Raw genomic sequence first — 25,965 nt, forward strand, 5'->3', positions numbered from 1 at the left:
CGTGTGAGGGCCGAGCTCTGTTTGGTGTCCGGCGCTCGGGCGTTGAAACCGGTCGCATATGCGCCGGTGAGGGGGGGGCGGCATACCTCGAGTGGTGAACTTGGGGCGTCGAATGTGCCTGTTTGGAGTTGAGGGTGGTGCCGGGCGAGTTTCCCCTTCCTTTTCCGACGAAAATCAATCGCAGATTGGCACGTTTGTGATGAACGTGTTCACGGGTGAACGTCTTGATCACCGCGTAGTTTGTGGCTTTTGAGCGACCGTCGGCCGTTGTGTAGGTGACCCACGGTCATCGTGCGGGTGACCGTGGGTCGGTCGATGTTTCGCGATGTTTCGGATGTTTCGGGTCGTTGTTTCGTTGGTTTACAAGCCTCACCGTTGCGCCATACTGATTCGAGAACGTTTCTACGTCGGGGGCGTTCAGGAAGAAGCGCTAACGTCCGCGTGCGTGCAGCTAGTCCATGGTCTCGGCCGCTGGCGCGTTCATATTTCAGTACGTAGGGTGCGACATTGCTACATGATCCTTCGTTGCGTGTCGTACGGCTTCAGGCTTCGACGGGAGGACCGTCACTACCGGGGGGATGTGATGCGACAGGTGCAATGGTTGGCCAGGGGCGGACTTATGTGCGCGACGTTGCTGGCGTCGATGGGGTGTGGAGATGAGCATGAGGAGATGGCCCGCCGCGTCTTTGAAAGCCGCGTCTCGCAGGTAGCGGTGCATGTGGAGCGCAACGAGGTTCATGTTTTTGGCTCCGATCAGACCCGGGGGGCGGTTATTGACCGATGGACGCAATCAGGCGACGCCTACCGCGAACTTGGAGAGGCGCAGGACGGCGAGCGCATCGATATCGTCGCGAGTTGTCAGCGCGCGGGTGAGTGTCGAGCTCGCTATGACCTGGCGCTTGCGAAGTCTACGCGGGTGGATGTGGCGATGCAGCAGGGCGATCTGGGACTATACCACCTGGGCTCAGAGGTGCGCGCTTCGGTGGAAGAGGGCTCGATTATCGGAAAGCACCTTACCGCCCGTCATGTGGAGTTAGAGCTTGGACGAGGCCGCGTTGACGTGATCATGGCGGATAGGCCCCAGCTGCTGGTCGTGAGAATCGACGAGGGTAACGTCAACCTTGTGATGCCACCGGGGCGCTACCGATGTGAGTTCGATCGTTTTGATGAAGCGATACGACTCAATGGGCTGGACTGTCACGGGCGTATGGCTCAGGGTATTCGCCTTGAGTTGGGCAAAGGCGCCCAGGTGACTTTTAAGCGCAATAATGATTACGTCGGACCGACGCCCTGATGGTCCGCTCGTTGAAGTCCTGTCGCCGAGCTATAGGCAGGCCCCAAGCGCGATATCTATGATTCGGGTTGGGTACGATCTAGCCAAAACCGGGCGGAGCAATCAACTCGAGGGGCGTTGAAGTCTGCCCCCTCGAAGTTTGACCCAGGGTCACTTTGCGAGCACGAAGACTGACCCAGGGTCGTTTCGCGCTCGACCGACGGTCGGTCGACGTTCTGAGATATTGCGGCGCGTCAATGCTCACCGAGTCGCAGAGCAGACGTGACAACGTGCGCAATCTGGCAATCCTTGCGGTGTGGGGCGATGGAATCTACCCTCGTGACTACCCCCTTTATGACCACGCTATCCGATGCTCTGCGCGCCGGGCTTGGAAGGGCTCGGCCGGCTGTGCTACCACCCACATGGTGATCATTGGATGATGGTGGCGGAGCTCCGCTGTGGTCGCGCTTTCTGCGCGCAGGAGATAGACGTGGCAAAGATCAAGCTCAGTGAGACGCTTCGTTTTCTGGGAACCCGACTCAACAAGATCACCGGCAGTGATCTGGAGTTCTTGCTTGAGGTGGAGGAGGCCCAGGTCCGTCCCGGAGAGGCCATTCACGCCGAGGCCCGTGTTCGCTCTCCGGAGTCAGGGGAGCGTGAACTCACGCATATCACCATCAGCTTACGCGGCCAGGTTCAGCGCGAAGGCAAGTGGCTCGACTATGACCAGCGTGCCGAGGTCGCCCACAATACCCACCTTCCTGGCGGCCATGAGTTTGTGGTGCCTATCGAGGTGCTCATCCCCGAAGACGCTGTGTTGAGCGAAGACGGGGCAACCTGGAGCCTCCGTGCGCAGGCGGTGGTCGACCGCAGCGTCGATCCACGAGCCGAAGCCAGCTTCGAGGTTGTCGGCGGCTGACTGCGGCGAATGCGCTGAGCTTTTGAAGGGGGAGGGGCGCTGCGCCCCGGCATGGTGCACGTCGTGAAAAGGCGGTGCCTAGCTAGAGAGTGGCGCGCGCGTGTTGCTCAACCCTCGTGGTGACTCCTGCGTCAACTTGCTATCGCCCATGCGCATGCCACTGGATGGCGAATCATCGCATGGTTACACGGTTTCGTGCGACCGTGGGTAGCTTTGAGACCGACTCACGGTCATTGTGAGACCGACCCACGGTCATTGTGAGACCGACCCACGGTCATTGTGAGACCGACCCACGGTCATTGTGAGACCGACCCACGGTCGACTTTGTGTACCGTGAAAACGACCGACGAACGACGTGAAAACCATCGCGTTCGACGCTGCTGAGACGACCCGAGCTCGAGCCCTTTTCGCTCTTACTTCTGTGAACTTCGCTGAAAGAGAGCGATCATCATCGCTGGCCGGGGAGTCTCCAGAGGCCAACTGCCGATTCACGGTGAAAAACGCACGTACTCGTATGAAAACGTGTCATTGAGAAATCGACCGTGGGTCAGCGAAAACGCGACCGTAGGTCACCGCAAACCCCACCCGCGGCCGTCCCTCCTCTCAACGATGGTTAACCCCGATCGTCTCCGTCTGCATCAACTCCAGACGCGGGCGGCTGGCATGCGCCAGCTCAAAAAATGTCAGCTCCGGCGCTGCCCCGATGCGCCAGGGCCAGGAGGCCGAGCCTAACCCGCGGTTGATATAGAGGTAGGCTCCGTCGAGATAATACGCCCCCACATGGTAGCGCGCCCCCAACTTCTGAGCGATGCGGTGGGTGACCCCGGGAATGTTGAACTGGTAGCCGTGGGTGTGCCCGCTCAAGATCAGGTGAGCGCCTCGCGCGGCCAGCGCCGGGGCCAGCGAGGGCACGTGGTTCAGCGTCAGACAGAAAGGCGACCCGTCGATGGCCGAGAAGGCCTGGTCGACGTCGGATCGTTGGGTGACGTGATCGTCGACGCCGACAAGTTCAATCGGCCCCATCGCGCTCTCGATGATGCGGTTCTCGTTGACGAGCAGCGGGATGTTGAAGCGCGAGAACGCCTCGTGGGCGGTGTCGGTGCAGGTCCAGTGGTCGTGGTTTCCCAGCACCGCGTAGGTGGGCGCGTCGAGTCCGGCCAGAGTCTCCACCGCCGGCATCAGATCGTGGCGGCTGTAGCCCACGTAGTCGCCGGTGAGCGCGACGAGGTGCGGCGCCTGGCGGTTCACATAGTCCACCACCTGCGCCATATGCCTTGGCTTGACCCAGCGCCCCAGGTGCACGTCGCTGATCTGCGCGATGCGATAGCCCTGCTGGGCGGGGGAAACCTTCGGGTGCCAGAGGCGGTAGCGGTTGATCTCGATCGACTTCAGCGGGTTGATCATCGCGTGAGGCTCATCAGGGGGGAGGTCATGTGCAAGCTCCGGGGGAATGCCGCCCGAGGTGGTTCCGTTCGTTTGGCGGTTGTGCTAAGGGCGCGGCGTGCCTAAGTTGCCCGCTGCACTCCGAGGGCGTTGCCATCTTTTACGGCCCTCAATAAGGCAACAACCCGGTGCTCCACCCGAAGATTTCGCTGCCCGCTCATCCGCTCTTTGCCCCGACGGTCTATGTCGTACGATCCGAATAATCCGCTCATCGTTCAATCCGACCGCACAGTCCTGCTGGAGACGGCGAACGATAAGTTCGAAGAGGCCCGCGACGCGCTCTCCATCTTCGCCGAGCTCGTCAAATCGCCGGAGCATATCCACACTTACCGCGTCTCGCCGCTCTCCCTGTGGAACGCCGCCGCGCTCGGCTATGAGCCCGAGGGTATCAAGGGCAAGCTCGCCGAGTACAGCAAGTACCCGCTGCCCTCGAACCTCCTGGCGGACATCGACGACTTTATGAGCCGCTACGGGCGTCTCAAGCTCGTCGGCGAAGATGATGAGCTCTTCCTGGAGAGCGAGGACGACGCGCTGCTCGAAGAGATCAGCCGCCAGCGCACCGTCAAACCCTACCTGCTCGGGCGCGTCAGCCCCACGCGTTTTCGGGTCGTCAAGGATCAGCGCGGCGTCATCAAGCACGCCCTCATCCGCGTGGGCTACCCGGTCGAAGACCTCGCCGGATACGTTGAGGGCGAGCCCCTGGATGTGGCGCTTCGCGATGTCACCGTCGGGGGTAAAGATTTTGGTCTTCGCGACTATCAGCGCGAGGCGGTTGGAGCCTTCTGGGCGGGCGGCACCGTCAAGGGCGGCAGCGGCGCCATCGTGCTCCCCTGCGGCGCCGGCAAGACCATCGTCGCCCTCGGCGCGATGGAGGCCGTCGGTGCGCAGACCTTGATCCTCACCACCAACATCACCGCGCTGCGCCAGTGGCGTGACGAGATCATCGACAAGACCGACATCGATCCCGAGCTTGTCGGCGAGTACTCCGGTGAGATCAAAGAGATCAAGCCGATCACGATCACGACCTATCAGATCCTGACCTACCGTAAGAATAAGAACAGCGATTTCGTGCACTTCGACGTCTTCAATCAGGCCAACTGGGGCCTGATCGTCTACGATGAGGTCCACCTTCTGCCGGCGCCGGTCTTCCGCGCGGTGGCCAACCTGCAGAGCCGCCGCCGCCTGGGTCTCACTGCGACGCTGGTGCGCGAGGACGGCAAAGAAGAAGAGGTCTTCAGCCTCATCGGCCCCAAGAAGTACGACGTGCCCTGGCGCGTGCTCGAGAAGAAGGGCTTCATCGCCACCGCCGAGTGCGCTGAAATCCGCGTAGAGTTCGAAGACGACGAGCTCCGCATGGCCTACGCGCTCGCTGAGCAGCGCCAGAAGTACAAGATCGCCGCCACCAACCCGGCCAAGCTCAAGGTCCTCGACACGCTCCTGGAGAAGCATAAGGGCGAGCAGACCCTGATTATCGGTCAGTACCTCGACCAGCTCGATCAGATCAGCGAGCGCCTCGACGCGCCCATCATTACCGGTCGCACGCCGCAGCCGCAGCGCGAGGAGCTTTACGATAAGTTCCGCACCGGCGAGGTGCCCGTGCTGGTGGTGAGCAAGGTGGCCAACTTCGCCGTCGATCTTCCTGATGCTTCGGTGGCCATCCAGGTCTCGGGCACTTTTGGAAGTCGCCAGGAAGAAGCCCAGCGCCTGGGCCGCGTGCTTCGGCCGAAAGAGGGCGTCAACGAGGCGCATTTCTACTCGGTGGTCACCCGCGATACCACGGAGCAGGAGTACGCCAACAAGCGTCAGCTCTTTTTGACCGAGCAGGGCTACCGCTACACCATCGAGACGGTGGGTGCCGGGAGCTGAGCCAGGGTCACCCGAAAATTGACCCAGGGTCAGCCAAAAGCCGACCAAAAATCACCCGAAAGCCGACCCAGGGTCACCCAAAAGCCGCGAGACGATGGGCGCCGGGAGCTGACCCAGGGTCACCCAAAAGTCGCGGAACAATGGGTGCCAAAAGCCGACCCAGGGTCACTCAAAAGTCGACCCAGGGTCACCTGGATAGCCGACCCAGGGTCACCCAAAAGTCGCGAGACGATGGGTGCCAAAAGCCGACCCAGGGTCACCCAAAAGCCGCGAGACGATGGGTGCCGAGAGCTAACCCAGGGTCACCCAAAAGCCGCGAGACGATGGGTGCCGAGAGCTAACCCAGGGTCACCCGAAAGCTGACCCAGGGTCACCCAAAAGTCGACCCAGGGTCACCCAAAAGTCGCGAGACGATGGGGGCCAAAAGGCCGACCCAGGGTCACTCAAAAGTCGACCCAGGGTCACTCAAAAGTCGACCCAGGGTCACTCAAAAGTCGACCGTAGGTCACCTCTCGGCGGTGACGAAGCGTTACAGGGGGGCATCTTGAATCTGCCTGAATAGTGGTGATGTTTGCATCACTTGAGCACGTCCGGCGGGGGGCCTGAAGAGGCGCGCGCTCGGGTTCACTTTAACGACGTAGAAGGAGGTCAAGATGGGTATTCTGCTCTCGTGGCTGGTGTTGACGATCGCGGTCTGGTTGACGGCCCTGATCCTGCCCGGCGTGCATATCAAGGGCTTCGGCAGCGCGATTCTCGTCGCGGCGCTCTTCGGTGTGCTTAACTTTTTGCTGGGCTGGCTCTTCTTTACGGTCTTCGCCATCGCCACACTGGGGCTGGCGGTACTTTTGGCCTTCATCACCCGGTGGATCATCAACGCCATTATTCTAAAACTCGTCGACGCGATGAGCGACTCCATCAAGATCGACGGATTCGGTTGGGCGCTGGTTGCCGCGCTGGTTATGTCGGCGGCGGGCTCCCTGGCCGAATGGGGCATTCGCGCGGTGGGGATCGGCTAACGCGCGATAACGAGTGACAGGCCGCAAAAAGACCGCCGGTTTACCAGCCGGCGGTCTTTTTGTGTGGGGTGATATTCGCAAAGGACGCGTGACCCAGGGTCATTTTTCGAGTGACCCAGGGTCATTTTTTGGGTGACCCAGGGTCATTTTTCGAGTGACCCAGGGTCATTTTTCGGCGCCCACTGTTTCGACAATATACCGGGGGCGGTTCACGACGCGCTCGCATGCGCCGGGAGTCGGCACCTGGTGACGCTTATTCGAAAAGATCGGGCTGGTAGCCAATCGTCAGGTGGGTGGGCCCCTGGCCGCCATCATCCCAGTTCGCAAAAAGTCGGTAGCGATCGGATGCCATCATCAGTGTGCCTCGCCGCGGAAGATCCTCTTCCAGGGGGCCTGCAACCTGCGCGAAGCGCGCTCGCACCAGGCCAGGGGAGAGGTTGCGCGACTTCAATTCCAGGGTGGATAGGCGGTTGTCATTAAAGGGCCAGAAGCCGCCCCGAATCACCGTCTGGCTGCCGTCTTCGTTTTCGAGTACGCAGCCGTGGAAGCTGGCGTCTTTATGGCGCCAGCCCCCCTCGTAGACCTCAAGTTTGCCGCAGATGCGCTCCAGTTCGGCCATGGCCTCGTCCTGCGCCATGCCCAGGTGCAGGGCCTCGAACTGGTCGAACCCCAGCGCGCCGCCGCGGGGCACGAAGACCTTGGGTTGACCCTCGGTGTACTCGGCGATCTCCTCGTCGGTCAGCGGCGGGGCCAGGCGTGCGTTTTTGCAGCCGACCGCGAGAAGAAGGACGGAGACGATCAGCAGCAGCGAGATGGCGTGGCTGCGAAGGTGGAGCGGGGTGCGAAGAGACATCGTAAACTCGATGGAAGGGTGGGGCGTAAGGCTTAGCTGGAGGTCAGCGCGGTGGTCGCGCGGATGATCTGGCGGGCGATGTCTTTGCCGGTCGCGCCCTCAATGCCTTCAAGGCCGGGCGATGCGTTGACCTCGAGAATCAGGGGGCCGTCGGCGCTCATCAGAAGATCGACGCCGGCGATGCCCAGGCCCAGCGTGTTGGTTGCGCCCAGGGCGATCTCGCGCAGCTCAGCGCTTAAGTCAACGGCGCGTGCCGAGCCGCCGCGATGCAGGTTCGCCCGAAACTCCCCCGGCGCCGCGTGGCGTTCCATCGCCCCCACCACCTCGCCGGCCACCACGAAGACGCGCAGATCTTTGCCTGCGCTCTCCCCGATGTAGCGCTGCAGGAGCACCTCCTCGTTGAGCGACCACAGCGTCTCCACCGTCGAGCGCAACGCTTCAATGGTGTCGCAGCGGATCACGCCCACCCCGTGGGAGCCCTTGATGAGCTTGATGATGATGGGAAGCCCGCCGAGCTGGTCGACGGTCTCTTCGAGTCGCTCGGCGTGGTAGAGGCTCACCGTCGGTGGCACGGGCAGGCCAGCGATCGCCAGATGTTGAATCGAGCGCAGCTTATCGCGGCAGCGCTCGATCGCCGCGCTCGTATTGAGTGTGACCACACCGCGGGCCTGAAGAAGATCGAGGAGCACAAGCCCGGCGCGGGTCTGCGAGGCCCCGAAACGCGGAATCGCCGCGTCAAATCCCTCCATGCGCAACCCTTCGGTGCTGATCAGCGTCCCTTTGAGGTCGACCCCGGTGGTGCATCGACGCGGGTGCAGAAAACGCACGTCGTGACCGGCCTTTCGGGCGGCTTCCCACAGGCGGCGAGTGGAGTAGAGGTTGCGATTGGTGGAGATCAACGCCAGCTTCACAGCGGGCCTCCCGAGCTCAGGGCGAAGAAGATCGCCAGGACAATCAGAAAGGTCAGCAGCGCCACCGAGATAAAGGTCATCGCGCCAAAACCCTGCGCGCGTGGGGTGTTGCTCGGCGGCGGTGTCAGCGCCGATGGCGGCTGATGCGCCCGGGGCGTCTCGGCACGCTGGCGACGCTCGGCCAGGGCGGCGTAGTCAATGTCCAGCGACTCCCACTGGTTGGTCTCGGCGATCTCCTCCGGGTCGAGCTCCGGCGGAAGGGGCGTGGCTTTGGGCAGGGGAGAGTCTCCCGGCTCGGCGCTCGTTGCCCGCGGAAAGGTCGCGCTGAGCGCGTCGTCCGAGAAGAGCGAGCGTGCCGGTGCCTCCAGAGAACGCGTGAGGGCATCGTCATTGGCCAGCTCCAGCGCGGGCTCCAGGGTGATCGATGCCTCATCAGGCAGGATCGTCTCAAGCGAACCAAAACTCTCGGCCAGCGCCTCCAACGCCTCCTCACAGCTCTGAAAACGTCGCGAGGGCGACTTCTCCAGCGCCTTCTCCAACCAGGGCCGCCAGATATCGGGCGCGGCCGAGAGGTCGAAAGGTCGCGGGAACACCAGCTCGTGCATCAACTCATTGCGCGTTGTGCCTTTGACCAGCCCCTTACCCGTGAGCGCCTCAAAAAGCACAAGCCCCACGCAGAAGATATCCGCGCTGGGCTCCAGCGGGTCGCCGACCACCATCTCCGGCGCGGCGTAGCGGGAGGTGCCCACGAAGCTGTTGACGCGCGTCTTCACCAGCGTGACCCCCTCGTCGGGCTCCGCGTTGAGGATGCTGGAGCCCTTGGCGATGCCGAAGTCCACCAGTTTCAGCTGATCTTCGCCGGCGGCGTCCTGACCAATGAGAATATTTTCGGGTTTGAGATCGCGATGCAGAATCCCCACGGTGTGGGAGGCATCGAGCGCACTCAAGAGCTGCGTGCCGATGCGCAACACCCGCTCCGAGGGCAGCGTCCCGTGCTCGGCGATGAGCTCGTGGAGCCCCTTGCCTTTCACGCGCTCCATGACCAGAAACTCCCCGTACTCCGGGTCGTGGCCAACCTCAAAGACCCGCACGATATGGGGATGGTCGATCGCGCGCAGAAACTCGGCCTCCTGACGCATGCGCACCACCGCGCGCGGGTCGTTGGCGGTGGCTTCGTGGTGCAGGATCTTCAGCGCAACCTGACGCGGGCCATGACTGTCGCGCGCGGCGTATACCTCGCCATAGCCGCCCGCGCCCAGGCGATCTTCAATGGCGAAGCGATCGGCAAGGACCGCGCCGGGACTCAGGGATTGAGGGGGTGTCATCGCGAACCGGGCGATAGAGCAGAAGAGAGGAAGGCGACGGCACCACAGGGGTCAGGACGCCCCCGGGCTCGCCAGCACTCTATGATGGCGCTCGCCGGCGGGCCTTTCAAGCTCGATTATGCGCTGCGTCAACCGACCGCGCCCCTTCAGCATGGCACCTGCCGGGCTGGCGAGGCCGGCCTGCTGGCCGCCTTGACCCCTCGCGCCGGCGCGTGTTAGCGATCGTGGCGGTAGATCCGCCCCCTGTACCGCAGGTCGTCAGCCTCGCGCAGGCCCCGATGTCGGGATGCCGGCGTCAAAAGAGATGTGGTCCACAGCTCTTTACTGGCGTCACCCTTATGACCGTAGTAAGAAAGAAGCTGGTCCGGGCGAAAGTCCGCGAGTTTTCAGCGTCCTGGAAGGAGATTGCATGAGCCAGACGGTCCTCGTCGCCGATGACAGCCGCACGATCCGTAAAGTGGTCCAGATGGCGCTTAAAGCTTCGACCTACGACGTCGTCGGTGTCGGGAGCGCGCGCGAAGCCGTGGAGGCGGCGCAGCAGCGTCCCTCGGTGATCTTGCTCGATTACTACATGCCCGACGGCAGCGGTTACGATGTCTGTCGCGCGCTTAAGAATAACGCGGCTACCAGCGCCATCCCGGTCATCATGCTCGGCGGTGGTTATAAGAGCTTCGACGCCCAGATGGCCCGCGACTGCGGTGCCTCCCAGGTGGTGATGAAGCCCTTTAAGACCGATGACCTGATCAAGGCCATCGATCAGGCGATCAGCCAGCCGGCCCCGGCCCCGCCGCAGGCACCCGTGCAACAGGCCGCGGTGCCTCAGGCGCCGGCGCGCACTTTTGCTCAGCCCGACGCCACGCCGATGCCTCCGGCCGCCCCGCAGCGTCAGCCGATGAGCGCCGGCAGCCAGCCGCGCATTCCCTCGGCCACCCCGCCGCGCACTCCCTCCGGCAGTCAGCCGCGCATTCCCTCCGGGAGCCAGCCGCGCATCGCCACCCCCGATGTCAACGCCTCCTCCCGCCAGCCCTCGCCGGCCTCCACGCCGATGCCCGGTGCAGCGTCCGGCTCGGGCGTGAGCGCGCTGCCGATGGGCCGCGCCGAGATCGAGAACTTCATCCGCGAAGAGGTCAAGAACGCGGTGCGCGATGAGCTCCCCGGACTTCTGCGTAACGTCATGGGCGAGGTTTTTCAGCAGAAGGTGCTCCCGAAGCTCCTTCAGCACAGCGACGACAAGATCCAGGAGACCCTCGACGCCCAGCTCTCCGAGCGGATCACCCGCCAGGTACGCATGGAGCTCGAGCGACTGCTCAGCGAGGAGTAAGGCAGGCGACTGCCGCTTCTGGCGACGCATTCGGCCCGAGGCTTGAGAGAGCCTCGGGCCTTTTTTTTGCGCCGCGCGCCGCCGAGCCCGATCGGCTCAGCGGCGCATCCCCGGCCAACTTCTCAGGCCTCGGCGCTTGCCGGGCGAAAGTCTCAGCGCTCTCCCTTGCTGGACGCCCGGGCTGCGACTAAGAAGAGAACGCCAAGAATTGACCACCGTTAATGTGAACGAATTTCCACAGCCAGTGAGTGCGCTTCATGAAAGTCGATGAGACCTACGACCCGACCCGGGTGGAATCCGACTGGTACGAGTTCTGGACCGAGAAGGGCTTCTTTAAGGCCGACGCTACGAGCGAAAAGCCGCCCTACACGATCATGATCCCGCCGCCCAACGTCACCGGCAGCCTGCACATGGGCCACGCCCTCTTTGTGACGCTGCAGGACCTGCTCATCCGCTGGAAGCGCATGCAGGGCTACGAGGCGCTCTGGCTTCCGGGAACCGACCACGCCGGCATCGCCACCCAGGTCATGGTCGAGCGCCAGCTGGCGAAAGAGGGCACCGATCGCCACGAGCTGGGTCGTGAGGCCTTTATCGAGCGGGTCTGGGATTGGAAGCGTGAGCACGGCGGCCGCATCATCGATCAGCTCAAGCATATGGGCGCCTCCTGCGACTGGGATCGCGAGCGTTTTACCCTCGATGAGGGCCTGAGCAAGGCGGTGCGTGAGGCCTTTGTGACCCTCTTTGAGCAGGGCCTTATCTACCGCGCCGAGCGCATGGTCGACTGGGATCCGGTGGGTCAGACGGTGCTCTCGGATCTGGAGGTCGATCGCGAAGAGGAGCCCGGCAAGTTCTGGTACATGCGCTACCCGCTGGCCGACGGCTCCGGTCATATCGTGGTCGGAACCACGCGCCCCGAGACGATGCTCGGCGACACCGCCGTGGCCGTGCACCCTGACGATGAGCGCTACGCCTCGATGATCGGCAAGATGATCGATCTTCCCATCGTCGGCCGTCAGATCCCCATCATCGCCGACACCGTGCTCCCCGACCCGGAGAAGGGCACCGGCGCCGTCAAAGTTACCCCGGCCCACGACCCCAACGACTTTGAGTGCGGCAAGCGCCACGATCTGGAGCTGATTCAGGTCATCGGCTTCGACGCGAAGATGATCTCGCCGGCTCCCGAAGACTTCGTGGGGCTGGACCGCTATGAGGTGCGCAAGCTCGTCATCCAGCGTTTTGAGGAGCTGGGACTGCTTGAGAAGATCGAAGATCGTCCCTTTGCGCCGGGCCGAAGCTCGCGCACCGGCGTGATTGTCGAGCCGCTCCCGATGTTGCAGTGGTTCGTCAAGGGCAAGCCCCTGGCCGACCCGGCGATCGAGGCCGTGGAGAGCGGTCAGACCGAGATCATCCCCGAGGTCTGGAAGAAGACCTATGACCACTTCATGTACAACATCCGCGACTGGTGCATCAGCCGCCAGCTGTGGTGGGGCCACCAGATCCCGGCCTGGTACTGCCAGGAGTGCGACGAGGTCATCGTCACTCGCCATGACCCGACCACCTGCACCGCCTGCGGCAGCTCGAACATCAAGCGCGACGAAGACGTGCTCGACACCTGGTTCTCCAGCGCGCTCTGGCCCTTCTCCACGCTGGGCTGGCCGGAGAAGACCCCGGAGCTCGAAAAATTCTATACGACTCAGGTGCTCGAAACCGGCTTCGATATTCTGTTTTTCTGGGTCGCCCGCATGATGATGATGGGCATTCACTTCATGGGTGAAGTTCCCTTCGAGAAGGTCTTTTTGCACGCGATGGTGCGCGATGCCGAAGGCCGCAAGATGTCGAAGACCAGCGGCAATGTCATCGACCCGCTGCATATGATCTACGGAGCGAAGGCCGAGGAGCTCGACCCGACGATTCACGCCGAGCTCCTGCGTCAGTACCCCGAGGGCGTCGATCCGCAGGGGGCCGACGCGCTGCGCTTCACCCTGGCGATCTATGCGGCTCAGGGCCGCGACGTGAAGCTCGACATCAAGCGCATCGAGGGCTACCGCGCCTTCCTCAACAAGTTGTGGAACGGGGCGCGTTTTGCGCTGATGAACCTCAAAGACTTCGAGCCCGCCGCCTACACCACCTTCGATGGGGACTGGCAAGATGGCGAGGCGCCTTTCGACCTCTCGGCCATCTCCACCGCTGATAAGTGGATCCTCGCGCGCCTCAACGACACGATTGAGACCGTGGAGAACGCGCTCGAGGGCTTCCGCTTCAACGAGGCTGCCCAGGAGCTTTACCACTTTGTGTGGGGCGCCTTCTGCGACTGGTACATCGAGCTCATCAAGCCCACCCTATATGAGGATGGCGAGGAGTTCGCCGCTCGCGGCAACGCCACCCGTGGGGTGCTGCTGTACACGCTGGATGTGATCCTGCGACTGATGCACCCGATCGCCCCCTACATCACCGAAGATATCTGGCAGTCGCTTCCGCGCGGTGAAGGTGGGCCCGAGAGCGTGATGGTGAGCACCTGGCCGAAGGTGCGGCCGGAGCTGGCCTTTGCTGATGAGCGCGCCTCGATGGAGACGCTCATCGAGCTTATCACCGCCATTCGCGCGATTCGTGGCGAGACCAATGTTAAGCCGGGTCAGACCATCGAAGACGTTTATTTCGTGACCGAAGACGCCGAGCAGGCCCGCCTCATCGAGGCCGGTGCGGCGTATATTCAGCGCCAGGCCCGCGTCGACGCGGTGCGTGTGGTGGGTCGCGAAGAAGGCAACGCGCTCAGCGCTGCGGCCACCGCGGTGGCTGCCGGCGTCGACATCCGCATTCCGCTGGCCGGCCTTATCGACATTGAGGAGGAGCGCGCGCGCATCTCCAAAGAGCTCGACCGGGTGCGCGACGACATCGCCTTTGTCTCCAAAAAACTCGGCAACGAGAAGTTCGTGGCCAAGGCGCCCGAGGCGATCGTCGCCAAAGAACGCGAGAAGTTGGCGGCATACCAGGAGGAGCTCGCGACGTTAGAGAAGAGCCTGGCCGAGATTGAGGCGCTGGCCGCCTCCAACCAGGCCTGAGTTCACTCCGGAGCAAGCGCGTGCGAGTCAGGGATGTCGCAGCAGAATCTATGGAAGGATAAAAATGGTGGTCGCCCCCGGCGCGGGCAGCTCGTCCTTGGCGAGCTGCCCGCCGGGCTGCACCTCTCGGTACCTGAGGCTCAGGCGCTGCATAAGGCGCTCGAAGCGCGCCTGGGCGCGGTGGTGCTCGTGCTCACCGATAACCGCCGCCGCATGGTCAGCGCGCGCCGCATGGGCACGCGCATTGAACTTCGCGCCCACCACATGTTTGTGGGCTGTGAGGCCGAGGTCATCGATGCGCTGGCCCGGTTGGCCCTGCGCGCCGAAGGCCTCAATGAGGCCCGCGCTACCATTCGCGACTACATCTCGCGCAACCGCGACACGATCCGCTTTGAGGTTGATGAAGATCAGCTTCAGGCACGCGGCCGCGTCCACGACCTGCAGGCAATGCTCGATCGCTGGCGCGCGCGCTTCCCGGTCGAAGAACTCGCCGACATCGTGATCACCTGGGGGCGCTACGGACGCGGGAGGAGGTCGATTCGATTCGGCAGTTTCGACTTCGATCGGCGCATGATCCGCATTCATCCGGTGCTCGATCAGGCCTGGGTGCCGGATTATTTTGTGGAGTTTGTGGTGTACCATGAGCTGCTCCACGCGCTCTTTCCGCCCCGGCAAACGGCGACCCGGCGCGTGGTGCACACCCCGCGCTTTCGCGAGATGGAGGCGCGTTTTCCGCGCTACGCCGAGGCCATGGCCTGGGAACAACATAACCTGCCCCGACTTCTGGACCGATGATGGTGACGATGGAACTTCCCGCCCGTTTTGCGCTCTGCGCGCTCCTCTCGACCACCGCGCTTCTGGGGGCCTGTGAGCGCGACACCCCTCCGGAAGATGGCTCGCAGAGCGGCGAGGAGGCCGAGGTCCCCGAGGAGGAGACCATCACCGAGCAGGAAGATCCGGTGGAGCTGATCGAGCCCTCCGCTCTGGGGCCGAAGGCCCCGGCGATTTACTTTACGACCGGGCTCAAAGGTTACACCGAGCCCTGCGGCTGCACCGCCGATGTGCTGCTCGGCGGCATCGATCGCATCACCGCTTTTGTGGAAGACTCCCGCGCCCTGCACCCCGACACCTTGATGATCGACGGCGGCGACTGGCTCTTTGAATACGCGAGCATCGAGCCGCATATGGAGCCCCAGGAGCGCGCCAAGGCCGATGTGCTGGCCGCAGCGCATAAGTCGATGGGCACGCTCTTCTCGGTGCCCGGCCCCCGCGATCTGGCGCTCGGTGTGGACTTTTATCTGGAGAAGATGAACCTGGCCGGCATGGTCCCGCTCTCCGCCAACCTCACATTGCATGAGACGACCCCGAAGGCGACCCACGTGGCCGAGCTCGGTGAGTGGACGGTGGGCTTTGTGGGGCTGACCCAGCCTGCGCTCGTCGAGGAGGTCTACCAGGTTGAAGCGCGCGATGAGGAGGCGGCGCTGCGTCAGGCGCTGAGCCAACTTCCCGAGGTTGACGCCACCGTGCTTGTCTACCAGGGATCGCCCGAGCGCGCCGATGAGCTTGCGGATTTGGCCGGCATCGATTTTGTGATCCAGGGGCACAACCCCGAAAAACGCGTCGACGCGGTGGCGCTCGACGAGGACACCTTCCTGCTCGAAGCCTACGACCAGGGGCGCTACGTGGGCCGGCTCAAACTCTACGGGCCGGATGCCGAGGGCGACTTTGTCGACGCGCGCTCCGCCAGCGCCGAGGAGCGCGAGGCGCTGCGCACCCAGATCGAACATGTGGAGGGAAACATCAGCCTGCTCGATGTGCGCACCGGCGGCGAGGAGACCCCGCTGCGTAAGCGACTCCAGGAGCGGGTCGACGGTCTCAAAGACGAGCTCGCGCGCCTGGAGCGCGAGGGCTTTGAGATCCCCGAGCAGGGGAGGGCGTTCCTCTTTGAGGCCGTCGATATGCAGCCGGGCTACCGCCTGGACGACGCCATTAAGAAAGCCCGTGAAGACTTCAACGCCGACCTCGCCAGGCTTAACGCCCAGGTGGAGCGCGAGGTGATTCCGGTCGAAGATGGCGAGCCCTTCTACATTGGCACCGCGCAGTGCGCGACCTGCCACGTGCAGGCCCACGACTTCTGGGAGGGCACCGACCACGCCTCAGCGGTGGCCACGCTGGGGGAGCGTAACAAGGCCTTCGACCAGAGCTGCATCGGTTGCCACGTGGTGGGCTGGGAGAAGCCCGGGGGCAGTGTGCTCGGAAAGATCACGTATGAGGCCGAGCTCGGCGGCACGACCTTCACCAAAGATCTGAACAACGTCGGCTGTGAGAGCTGCCACGGGCCGGGCTCCCAGCATCGCCTGCAGCCGCTCGACGCCAGCGGCACGCCCCAGCACATCCTGCGCAAGCCCACCGAGGAGGCCTGCGCCACCTGCCACGTCGAGGAGCACTCGCCACGCTTTGATTTTGATGTCTACGTGCGCCAGATCACCGGTGAGGGGCATAGCTACTCGGGCGCGCCCTGAGGGGCGGGAAAGCGCTTGCGACACCCCTGTGATTGTGGGACTTTTCGGGGGTGTGAATGAGGTCTACGTCGACCCCCGGCCGAGCCCGACATCCACCGGCGCTGCCCGCGTCGCCGGTGCGATCTGGGCCTGCCGGTGCACGTGATCTGAGAGCCCGGTACGCATCCCGCGGCTCAACCCCCGCCCGGGATGGGGACGGCTATGCTTAAGCAACTTTTCAAACGATTTCGGCACACCGGCGATCCCTCGCGGGACATCGATCATCCTCATTTACAGAAGATGGCCGAGCAGCCCGCCGGCCGCTCCTACCTGGAACTTCTCCTCGATGAAGTGCGCCCGGCGGTGATCGCTCGCCTGGAGCAGCACCCCGAGAGCGATCCGGTGCTCGAGATTGCGGCCGCAGCGCTGATGGCGATGTTCCCTGCGCGTTTTGAAGCGCTGGAAGGCCCGCTCAGCGACGCGTCGACCCCCCGTCATAACCCGCCCCCTCCGCCGGAGAGCGCGTTGCCGCCGATCCCGGTGGGCGGCCCGCCGGCCCCGCCGATCTCAGGGCCGGCCGAGCGCGACGAAGACTCGGAGGCCTTTGAGACGCTCGATGAGAACTCGGTGGTCGGCGAGGTTTACCTCGAGGATGAGGAAGACTCGGAGGTCTTTGAGACGCTCGACGAGAGCTCTGTGGTCGGCGAGGTCTACCTCGACGATGAGGAAGACTCGGAGGTCTTTGAGACGCTCGATGAGAGCTCTGTGGTTGGCGAGGTCTACCTCGAAGATGAGGAGACCAAAGCGATGGCCCTTGATGAGACCGGGGAAGTCGCCGTGGATGCGCCGGGCGGCGACGCGCCGGCGGGCTTTGTGAGCGCGCTCGACGACACCGCCGAGTTCGATGTGCCGCCGGTGCGGGCCCAGCAGGGCGTGAGCTGGCCGGTGCCTCTCGATGAGCCCGAGATGTTGCACGGGGCCCGGGTGCTCCTGGCGGTGCTCCTCGACAACGATCGCCTCCCATTCTCCAGCCAACTCGATGTGGCCGAGCTGCTGGTCGCCGCCGACCTCTGGACTCAGATCGTGGCTCAGGCCCGCGGGGTGGAGCAGCGCGTCGATCCGCTGGCGCGCCTGGTAGAGCAGAAGTTTGCCGCCGGAAGTTTCGGGCAGGTCAAGTTGCTCTTGCAGCTCTTCCCGGCCAACGCCGAGACGCGCATCTCCAACGACCGTCAGATCTTCTACGAAGATATGATCCTGCGCATGGGCATCCGTCGGCGTCAGCCGCTGAGCCGCGAGGTGGTCGAGGGGCTCAAAGCCGAGCTCGCCGCAGCGAAGCTCAACGACGATGCGCGCACGCCGCAGGTCTTCTCAGCGCTGCAGGAGCGCGCCGGTGTTGCGATGCACCTCTACACCCGCGAGCCCTCCGAGGTGGAGCCCTGGCGCGAGGTGGCGAAGAAGGTGAAGTCGACCCACGGTCGCGGCTATTTGATGGGCATGATCCCGCCCCGGCGCTGGCGAGCGGTGAGCGCGCGCGATGAGCGCCCGCTTTTGCGGCTGCTCAACGAGCACCTGGTCAAGCCGATGGCGCGCGACCACATCATCCAGCACCTCAAGGCCACCTACTTTGTGCTGCGCGCCGTCGGTGATACGGGCCTGGAGTCTTATCTGGATGATTTTTTCACCTTCTCCAGCGAGGTCTGCGGGGTCGACGCCGAGCGTTTTATGCCGGAGATTTACCGGCGTACGCTGGGCAGCGCGGAGAGCATCGGCGCGATCTTCCTGGATATCTACGCCCGCCATTATCGCGACGCGATCGAGGCGCGCATCGATGCGCTGGATGAGGCCGCGATCATGCGAGCCTACGACCAGGCGATGGGCACGCTGGCCGGCTGCGACTTCGCCGAGCTCGCCCCCGGGGAGTTCAACCTGGGCGGCTTCGTGCTCGACCAACATCTGGGGCTGAAGCTCTCCAACCCGGCGTTCGGGTTTAAGCTCTACCGCCTCGGATGAGTTGATAAAATCAGTAAAATCAACAGCTTACGCGTCAATTGCGTAGTCTTTGAGCTTGTAGAGCAGGGCGCGGTGGCTGATCTCCAGCAGGCGCGCCGCAGCGCTGCGGTTGCCCTCGGTGCGCTCGAGCGCGCGGGTGATCAGGATGCGCTCAAGCTCGGCGGAGAGCTTCTTGATGGAGAGCTCATCGCCGCTGAGCACGGCCTGCAGCGGGCTCTGCGCCTGGCGAAGCTGGGGGGGAAGATCGTCGAGGGTGATGTGCTCGGAGGCGCTCATCACGACCCCGCGCTCGATGGCGTTGTAGAGCTCGCGCACGTTGCCCGGCCAGGCGTAGCGGGTGAGCGCCTCCAGGGCCTGCGGGTCGACGCTGCGCACCGAGGTCCCCTGACGCTGGTTCTGCTCCTCGATGAAGTGACGCACCAGCAGCGGGATATCGACAGGGCGCTCGCGCAACGCCGGCAGCCGCAGCGCGATGACGTTGATGCGGTAGAAAAGATCCTCGCGAAAGAGCCCCTCCTCCACGCGCTTTGCCATATCGTGCAGCGAGGCGGCCACAATCCTCACATCCACCGGCACGCTTTTGGTGTCGCCCACCCGCCGCACCTCCCCCTCCTGGAGCACGCGCAGAAGTTTGACCTGCAGGGAGAGCGGCAGCTCGGCGATCTCATCGAGAAAGAGTGTGCCGCCGCTGGCCGCCTGAAAGAGCCCTTCGTGATCGCTGCTGGCGTCGGTGAACGCGCCGCGCACATGGCCGAAAAGTTCGCTCTCGAGCAGGGCCTCGGGGATGGCGCCGCAGTTGATGGCCACAAAAGGCCCCTTGCTGCGCGGGGAGAGCTCGTGAATAGCGCGCGCAGCGAGCTCTTTGCCCGTGCCCGACTCCCCGGTGAGGAGCACGGTGGACTTGAAGGTGGCCACGCGCTTGAGCGTGGCGAAGACCTGCTGCATCGGCTCCGACTGGCCAATGAGGCGACCCAGCCCCTTCTGATTGCTGACTCGGGCGCGCAGCTCCTCGTTTTCGCGGCCCAGGCGCAGCCGCTCGCTGGCTTTGGCCAGGGTGAGCACGATCTCGTCGCGGGTAAAAGGTTTGTCGATGTAGTCGTAAGCCCCGCGTTTGAGGGCGTCGATGGCGAGCTCGCGGTTTCCAAACGCGCTCATCACGATGACCATCGTCTCGATCTGGCGGTTGCGCAGCTCATCGAGCAGTTCCAGCCCGCCCATCTTCGGCATGCGCACATCGCATAAGACCACGTCGTAGGTGTTGGCGATGAGCTCTTTGAGGCCGTCTTCGCCGTTTTCGACCGCGCGCAGCGTGCAGCCTTCTTTGCGCAGCGTCATCGAGAGCATGTGACGGATGCTCTCTTCATCGTCGATGATTAAAACGCGCAGCTCATTCATGGATGGGGCTCGGCGTGCGAAAGGGGAGGCTGGCGAGGTTGGGGGAACGATAGGGCCGGCAGGGCAAGGTGGTCAATCTTCGGCCGGAAGCAGTCGAAGCTGGAAGTGGGCGCCACAGCTCTGACCGTCGAGCAGTCGCTGGCCCGGCGTGAGCGTGCCGCCGACGCGCTCGGCCAGGCGCAGCGCGATGGCCAGCCCCAGGCCGGTGCCCTCGCCGGGGTCGCGGGTGGAGAAGAAGGGCTCAAAGATGCGCTCGCGCAGCTCCGGCGGAATGCCCGGGCCGTTGTCGAGGATGTCGAGGATGAGCGCATCGCCCGTGTCCTGAAGTTCCACCAGCAGGTGCGGCTCGGCGGTGTCGGCCTGGCGCATCGCGTCGAGGGCGTTGAGCAGCAGGTTGACGATGATCTGGCTGAGCTCACCGGGCACCGCGCGGGCCGGGCGAAGCTCGTCAGGCGCGCGCAACGCCAGGGTGCAGTGGCGGCCGCCGCGGCTTAAGCGCGCAAGCTCCAGCGCTTCTTCGATGATCGGTCGGAGCGCCACGGCTTCGGGTTCGGCGTGTGGGTCGGGGCGGCTGTAGTCGAGGAGCTGGCGGATGATGCCGCGCATGCGCGAGAGCTGCGCCTGGGTGCGGGCCACAACTTCGGCGGCGCTCTCCTCATCGAGGTCGCGATCGCCCAGAAGATCCACATAGCCCATCACCGCGGCCAGCGGGTTTCCTATCTCGTGGGCCACACCCGCAGCCAGTTGGCCGATGCCGGCGAGTTTTTCGGAGCGGATGAGAGAGTCCTGAGCCTGTCGAAGTTCAAGGTGGGCGCGCTCCAGCGCGTCGACACGCTCCTGCAACTCGGCGCGCTGGGCGTCGAGGGTTTGCAGCATCTGATTAAAACTTCGCCCGACCTCCCCGAACTCATTGCGAGGCAGCACTTTGATAGGGCTTGCCAGATCGCCCCCGGCGGCCCGCCGCGTGGCCACGCCGATGGCCCGCAACGGTCGCATCACCACAAACGAGAAGAAGGCGTAGCCAACAAGGGTGGTGAAGAGCAGCGTGAGCCCCAGGTAGAGGAGGAGCGCACGCTGGCTGGCGTCGGCGCGGGCCTGTGCCTCGGTGGTATCGAGCACGACCCACACGCCCGCCACTTCGGCAAAGAGCGCCGGACGCCCGGCGTAACGCCCGAAGGTGGGTGTGGTGGCCGGGGCGTCATCGGGGGCGATTTCGCCAGCAAAGAGCACGTCGGGCTGGTCGCCGAGGGCCACAAGGGCGGGCGTACGCGCCGGTGGCGACATCTGCGAGAGGGTGCGGGCGTGGCGTGTGGCCTCGGCGATAAGCTGCTGGCGCGTCTCGGTGGTGTGCAGCTGGCCCACGCCCAGCGCGACCAGCGCCAGGGTCACAACCAGCACAGCAACGAGCCCGAGCGAGAGGCGCGCTCGAAGCCCCCCCCAAACCGGCGCTCCGCCGCGCCTCGACTGGTGGCGAGAATCGGGCAGCATCGTCTCAGAGCCCGTAGTAGAGGTAGCTCATCGAGAGGTACATCGGGATGAACTCCCCGAAGAAGAAAAACTCCAGCCCGGCAAGCACAATGAAGGGACCGAAGGGCACCGCAAGTCCGCCTCCCTCCTCGTCTTCTGCCTCGTCGGGCTCGGGAGCATCGGTGACGGGGGAGGGCGCCGAGGCCTCATCGGCCTGGCCGGCGTCGGCCGCTTCGCGGGCGCGTCGGGCAACCTCGCGGGGATCATCTTCGGCGAGGATCTCGCGGGAGTCTTTGACAAAACCCGCGCCGAAAAGGGTGCCCAGGCCCGCGGCGATAAGCCCCTGCACGCTGGCCGCAAAGAAGATGAAGATCAGCGCCGGCCACCCCAGCCAGGCGCCCATCAGGGCCATCAGCGTCAGGTCGCCCCCGCCGATGCCCTCCACCCCGCGCGCGGCGAAGTAGAGGTAGAAGATCGCCAGCACCACCACCGCGCCCACCACCGCGCCGATGAGGCTCATGGAGACGGTCACCGGCGGGAAAAAGCCCGTCATCGAGCCCGGGCTCATCACCTTCTCGCTGTTGAGCACAAAGGCCGCGACGATGCCGACGGCGATGGTCGGGAGCGTAAACTCATGCGGGATCAAATAATGATCCAGGTCCACAAACGTGATCACCACCAGCATCGCGATGAAGATGAAGTAGAGCCCGAACGCAACCCCCATCGCGCTCCAGGGGAGCTGCTCCAGGCTCGCCACAGGAGGCGGAAATCCGGCGCGCCAGGGCTCCCCGAGCATCTCAAAATGCCGCCACGACACTTTGAGCCAGAGCCCGGCGGAGAGCACGCCCATCAGGAGCTCCACCAGCGCGTAGCGCGCCGGGATGTGCGCCTTACAGCTGCGGCAGCGCGCCCTTAAGATGAGCCAGGAGAGGATCGGGACGTTGTCGTACCAGGCGATCGGCGTCTCGCAATGCGGGCATCGGCTGCCCGGTCGCACTACCGAGAGTCCCGCCGGGACGCGGTAGATCACCACGTTGAGAAAACTTCCCACCACCGCACCCAGCATAAAGGCGAAGGCGGTGAGCACGTAGAAGAAGGCGTCGACGGACATGCAGACTCAGCTCAGAAGAGGGGCAGGAAGTCAGCGCCGCGCCTGCGTCAGCGCGACGTCTCGACGCTATCACGCTCGCGTTTCTCTCGGTAGCCTCGCCCGAAGTAGAGAAGATGCGCCAGCAGGAGCGCAAGGCTCAGCGCGGTGGCCACAGCGGCCAGCCCCGGGAGCAGGAGCGCGCCTCGCTCCACCAGCACCCCGTCCACAGGCACGCGCATGGGAGCGGCGCGGGTGGCGCTCACCCAGATGAGCACGGCGCCGACCCACGCCGACATCGCCACGGCCAGAACCTTCATCAGGCGACGGCGGTAGCGGTAGGCCACCCCGTAGACCCAGTACCAGCAGAAGAGCACTCCCCAGCCCACAAAGGTCATCAGCGGGTGCCATTCGGCGCGCCGCCAGGCAAAGAGCGAGGCCAACCCCGCACCCACCCACACCAGCAGATAGCCCGGGTAGAGCACCCGCGAGGCCTCCACCCGGCCCGGCAGCAGGCGCACCACCGGGGCGGCCGCACCCCCGCGCTCACCGAGAACCACCGGGGCGGCTTCGGTCGAGCGCGCCGGCGAAGGCGCCTCTTGGGGCGAGGAGTCAGGTGCGCGCGAGCTCATCGAGGGTTCCGGGATGAAGATGTGTCGGCGTCGCGGTGGGCTTCAAGGGCGGCTCACTAGCACGCCGGATCGCTCTGAGGCAACGCCGCAGCTCGCCAGGGGCATTCCCCCGCGGGCGTGATGGGCTATGGCGAGTTTGACGCATAAAATAGCGCTGTGATAGCTCTTTGAAGTTCGCAAGATGGAGTCACAACCCAGGTCAAACACGATGGTGCGCGACGAAGTTCCCTCCGGGGAGATCAGGCCGGTTCGAGTGCTGGTGGTCGACGATGAGTCGACCATCCGCGACGTGCTCGTCGATTTTCTGGGGATGGAGGGCTACGACGTGCTCGCCGTGCCCACCGCCGAGCAGGCGCTGGTGGCGCTCAAAGAGCGCCCGGTCGACGTGGCGCTGATCGACCTGCAGATGCCCGGGATGAACGGCATTGAGCTCATGGAGCATGTCTGCCGCGATCACCCCTGGGCGGTGCCCCTGATGATGACCGGTTACGGCACCGTCGAGACGGCCATCGCCGCGATGAAGGTCGGCGCCTACGACTACCTGCTCAAGCCCTTTAAGGTCGATGAGGTCATCCGCGTGATTGAGCGCGGCCTGGAGAAGAAGCGTCTGGAGCGCGAGAACGTGCGCCTCAAGGAGCTTGTCGATCTTTACGACGTCACCGAGCAGCTCGGCAAAAGCCTGGCCGAGGCCCACGTTCATGATCTTCTGGTGGAGACGATCGGCGTGCAGGCCGAGGCCGACGTGGTGGGGCTGTGGCGGCCGAGCGCGCCGGGGAGCGAGGTGCTCGAAGAGGGCGCGCGCTGGCTCGATGCGTCCAACAGCGCGCCGGGGTTGGCGTTTCTGGCCGGCATCACTCCAAAGGTCATGGCCGGGGTATGCACCACGACGAGTGCGCGGGTGCTTCATAGCGAGGAGATCGCGCAGCTGGGTCTGACGACGCGCCCCTTGCCACGCTCGATCTTCTGCGCGCCGCTGTGCGCCAACGATCAACTTCTGGGTGTGCTGGTCGCCGCGCGTTTTGAGCCGCGGCCGGCCTTTAGGGAGAGCAAACGTAAGTTGCTCGCGATCATGGTCGGGCGCGCGGCCGCCGCGATGGACAATGCGCGCCTCTACGGCGACTTGCAGCAGACCTTTAAGCAGACCATCCAGGCGCTGGCCAACATCCTCGAAGATCGCGATCCCTACACCCGGGGCCACTCCGACCGGGTCAGCCGCTACGCGCGCCAGATCGCCGTGGGCATGGGGCTTAAACCGGAGGAGGTTGAGCGCATCGCCGACAGCGCCCTGATGCACGATATCGGAAAGCTGGGCATCCGCTTTGAAGAGCTCAACAAAGCCGACCCGCTCACCGAGTCGGAGTATGAGATGTTCAAGAGCCACACCACCCGTGGCAAATGGATCTTACAGCCGATTCGTTTTCTGCATCCGCTCATCCCCGGCGTCTACCACCACCATGAGCGCTGGGACGGGCGCGGCTACCCGGTGGGACTGAAGGGCGAGGAGATCCCGCTGATGGCGCGCATCCTGGCGGTGGCCGATACCTACGATGCGATGACCTCGCACCGAGCCTACCGCCGCGCCCTCCCGCACGAGGTCGCCATGCAGGAGATCGAGAGCTGCGCCGGATCGCAGTTCGACCCGGCGATCGTTGAGGTCTTTGTGCGTGAGATGAGCCGGCAGCGCCGCGATCAGAGCTCGAAGGCCGAGCGCTGGCGCGCGCTCCTCGACCCGGATGAGACGCCGGCCTCAGACGACCCCGGTCCCACGGCCGCCGGCTGATGTCGACGTTATCCGAAGCATAAAAAAACCTCCCGGGGGCATCCCGGGAGGTTTTTTTTGCGCGAGCCCGGCGTGGGGACGGGCCCGCTGGCGAGCGATGCGGCGGTCAGGAGGCAGCTTCCACCGCGTCGTCGTCGCGCTCTTCCTTGATGGCGTTGAGCTTCTCGCGCCGCACCGAGCGTCGGGTGCGGTTGGACTCTTCGTGAAGGAAGGGCTCCATGTCGCGGATGATGCCGCGCTCGTACGCCGTCTCCACCAGCAGCTCGCGCATCATCTTGCGTCCGCGGAAGAGCCGGCTCATCACCGTGCCCACCGGGCAGTCCAGGATGTGGGCGATCTCCTTGTAGGAGAAGTCGTTGAGGTCAGCGAGCACCACGACTGTGCGGAACTCATCGCTGAGCTGCTCCAGAGCATCCTGAAGCTCGTGGGTAAAACTCTTCTGCACCGACTCGCGCTCCGGGCTGTTGTAGAACTCGGTGCGCTCGCGATCGAAGAAGTTCTCTTCGATGGGGCGAAGGTCGTCGGCGTTGAGGATCTCACGCTCCTTCTTCTTGCGGCGGTACTTGTTGATGAAGGTGTTGGTGAGAATCGTAAAGAGCCAGGCCCGGCAGTTGGTACCCTGCTCAAAGCGGTGCCAGTTGGTGTAGGCCTTGATGAAGGTCTCCTGGACGAGGTCCTCGGCGTCTTTCTCGTTCTTGGTATAACGCAACGCCGTGGCGTAGAGCTCATCGAGGTGGGTGAGGGCCGTCTCCTCGAACCCCTCGTTTTTGGGGGAGTCGGAGTCGGAGCGATTGAATTCGTTGAGCTTGAGCATGGGGGGACTCCTTTCGTCTTTTATCGCAACTCGCCGCTCCGGCCCTTGCGAGGGGGGAGGGGAGAGAGGGATCACGCGGTGTTCGTAAGTAAGACGCAGCGGGGGGCGCTGAGGTTTCAAAAAAGTTTGCGCCGGATGTGAAAACTTCCGCTCACACTGAACTTCAGCCCGCGCGTCAGGCGTGCCGACACATCCGAGGATGTGCCTTATCCGCTAAGCTAAGCACGCCTTCGCAACAGACCACTGCCCGGTGGCGCCCACCGGCCTGCCTCCCTTGTGAGATCGCCCCCTCC

At 64.2% G+C, this 25,965-nt stretch carries 19 protein-coding genes; 10 read left to right on the top strand and 9 right to left on the bottom strand.

Translation table 11 applies throughout. The features are described 5' to 3' along the window. Positions 1-583: 583 nt before the first annotated feature. Both FRC98_RS00005 and FRC98_RS00010 read left to right on the top strand, forming a co-directional pair. Positions 584-1,294 carry a hypothetical protein gene (locus FRC98_RS00005; RefSeq protein WP_146979262.1) on the top strand — a complete coding sequence of 237 codons (711 nt, stop codon included), beginning with the start codon at positions 584-586 and terminating at the stop codon, positions 1,292-1,294. Positions 1,295-1,763: 469 nt separating this feature from the next. Then, positions 1,764-2,192 carry a sporulation protein gene (locus FRC98_RS00010; protein WP_230467110.1) on the top strand — a complete coding sequence of 143 codons (429 nt, stop codon included), beginning with the start codon at positions 1,764-1,766 and terminating at the stop codon, positions 2,190-2,192. A gap of 603 nt (positions 2,193-2,795) precedes the next feature. Here the strand turns inward: FRC98_RS00010 and FRC98_RS00015 are convergent. After that, a complete protein-coding gene (locus FRC98_RS00015) occupies positions 2,796-3,596 on the bottom strand; it encodes a metallophosphoesterase (RefSeq protein ID WP_146979264.1) in 801 nt (266 codons plus the stop codon). Positions 3,597-3,818: 222 nt separating this feature from the next. On the opposite strand from FRC98_RS00015, the gene FRC98_RS00020 reads away from it, so the two are divergent. Together FRC98_RS00020 and FRC98_RS00025 are read left to right on the top strand one after the other, a co-directional pair. Next, positions 3,819-5,501, top strand: a complete 1,683-nt coding sequence (locus tag FRC98_RS00020; RefSeq protein WP_146979265.1) for a DNA repair helicase XPB — start codon at positions 3,819-3,821, stop codon at positions 5,499-5,501. 653 nt (positions 5,502-6,154) lie between these two features. Further along, a complete protein-coding gene (locus FRC98_RS00025; protein WP_146979266.1) occupies positions 6,155-6,517 on the top strand; it encodes a phage holin family protein in 363 nt (120 codons plus the stop codon). Between the two features lie 253 nt (positions 6,518-6,770). Here FRC98_RS00025 and FRC98_RS00030 read toward each other — a convergent pair whose 3' ends face one another. The 3 genes from FRC98_RS00030 to FRC98_RS00040 are packed head-to-tail and all read right to left on the bottom strand — an operon-like array spanning position 6,771 to position 9,606. Further along, complete coding sequence (locus FRC98_RS00030) at positions 6,771-7,370, bottom strand: hypothetical protein (RefSeq protein ID WP_146979267.1); 600 nt, start codon at positions 7,368-7,370, stop codon at positions 6,771-6,773. Between the two features lie 32 nt (positions 7,371-7,402). Continuing rightward, positions 7,403-8,281, bottom strand: coding sequence for an ATP-grasp domain-containing protein (locus tag FRC98_RS00035; RefSeq protein WP_230467111.1), 879 nt, complete (start codon positions 8,279-8,281; stop codon positions 7,403-7,405). After that, complete coding sequence (locus FRC98_RS00040; protein WP_146979269.1) at positions 8,278-9,606, bottom strand: serine/threonine-protein kinase; 1,329 nt, start codon at positions 9,604-9,606, stop codon at positions 8,278-8,280. Before FRC98_RS00040 ends, FRC98_RS00035 begins: the two co-directional genes overlap by 4 nt. A gap of 409 nt (positions 9,607-10,015) precedes the next feature. Between FRC98_RS00040 and FRC98_RS00045 the strand changes: the two genes are divergently transcribed. The 5 genes from FRC98_RS00045 (at position 10,016) to FRC98_RS00065 (ending at position 18,497) form a co-directional block, all read left to right on the top strand. Beyond that, complete coding sequence (locus FRC98_RS00045) at positions 10,016-10,927, top strand: response regulator (RefSeq protein ID WP_230467112.1); 912 nt, start codon at positions 10,016-10,018, stop codon at positions 10,925-10,927. 257 nt (positions 10,928-11,184) lie between these two features. Next, positions 11,185-13,986 carry a valine--tRNA ligase gene (locus FRC98_RS00050; RefSeq protein WP_230467113.1) on the top strand — a complete coding sequence of 934 codons (2,802 nt, stop codon included), beginning with the start codon at positions 11,185-11,187 and terminating at the stop codon, positions 13,984-13,986. Positions 13,987-14,019: 33 nt separating this feature from the next. After that, a complete protein-coding gene (locus FRC98_RS00055; RefSeq protein ID WP_146979272.1) occupies positions 14,020-14,781 on the top strand; it encodes a M48 family metallopeptidase in 762 nt (253 codons plus the stop codon). A gap of 8 nt (positions 14,782-14,789) precedes the next feature. Further along, positions 14,790-16,508 (top strand): multiheme c-type cytochrome, encoded by a 1,719-nt coding sequence (locus FRC98_RS00060; protein WP_146979273.1) that lies wholly within the window; start codon positions 14,790-14,792, stop codon positions 16,506-16,508. Between the two features lie 201 nt (positions 16,509-16,709). Further along, the gene (locus FRC98_RS00065; protein ID WP_146979274.1) at positions 16,710-18,497 is read left to right on the top strand and encodes a hypothetical protein; all 1,788 of its coding nucleotides are present in this window, start codon (positions 16,710-16,712) and stop codon (positions 18,495-18,497) included. Positions 18,498-18,524: 27 nt separating this feature from the next. Here the strand turns inward: FRC98_RS00065 and FRC98_RS00070 are convergent, their stop codons facing one another. The 4 genes from FRC98_RS00070 to FRC98_RS00085 all read right to left on the bottom strand — a co-directional run bounded on the left by FRC98_RS00070 (position 18,525) and on the right by FRC98_RS00085 (position 23,078). After that, on the bottom strand, positions 18,525-19,892 hold the full coding sequence (locus FRC98_RS00070) for a sigma-54-dependent transcriptional regulator (RefSeq protein ID WP_146979275.1): 1,368 nt from the start codon (positions 19,890-19,892) through the stop codon (positions 18,525-18,527). A gap of 72 nt (positions 19,893-19,964) precedes the next feature. Continuing rightward, positions 19,965-21,290, bottom strand: coding sequence for a sensor histidine kinase (locus tag FRC98_RS00075; protein WP_230467114.1), 1,326 nt, complete (start codon positions 21,288-21,290; stop codon positions 19,965-19,967). A 94-nt stretch (positions 21,291-21,384) separates the two neighbouring features. Beyond that, complete coding sequence (locus FRC98_RS00080; RefSeq protein WP_146979277.1) at positions 21,385-22,470, bottom strand: prepilin peptidase; 1,086 nt, start codon at positions 22,468-22,470, stop codon at positions 21,385-21,387. Positions 22,471-22,517: 47 nt separating this feature from the next. Then, positions 22,518-23,078, bottom strand: a complete 561-nt coding sequence (locus tag FRC98_RS00085) for a hypothetical protein (RefSeq protein WP_146979278.1) — start codon at positions 23,076-23,078, stop codon at positions 22,518-22,520. A 208-nt stretch (positions 23,079-23,286) separates the two neighbouring features. On the opposite strand from FRC98_RS00085, the gene FRC98_RS00090 reads away from it, so the two are divergent. After that, complete coding sequence (locus tag FRC98_RS00090) at positions 23,287-24,858, top strand: HD domain-containing phosphohydrolase (protein ID WP_230467115.1); 1,572 nt, start codon at positions 23,287-23,289, stop codon at positions 24,856-24,858. 106 nt (positions 24,859-24,964) lie between these two features. On the opposite strand, the gene FRC98_RS00095 is transcribed toward FRC98_RS00090, so the two are convergent. Continuing rightward, positions 24,965-25,672, bottom strand: a complete 708-nt coding sequence (locus tag FRC98_RS00095; protein ID WP_146972311.1) for a sigma-70 family RNA polymerase sigma factor — start codon at positions 25,670-25,672, stop codon at positions 24,965-24,967. Positions 25,673-25,965: the final 293 nt, after the last annotated feature.

Source organism: Lujinxingia vulgaris, assembly GCF_007997015.1.
Classification (GTDB): domain Bacteria; phylum Myxococcota_A; class Bradymonadia; order Bradymonadales; family Bradymonadaceae; genus Lujinxingia; species Lujinxingia vulgaris.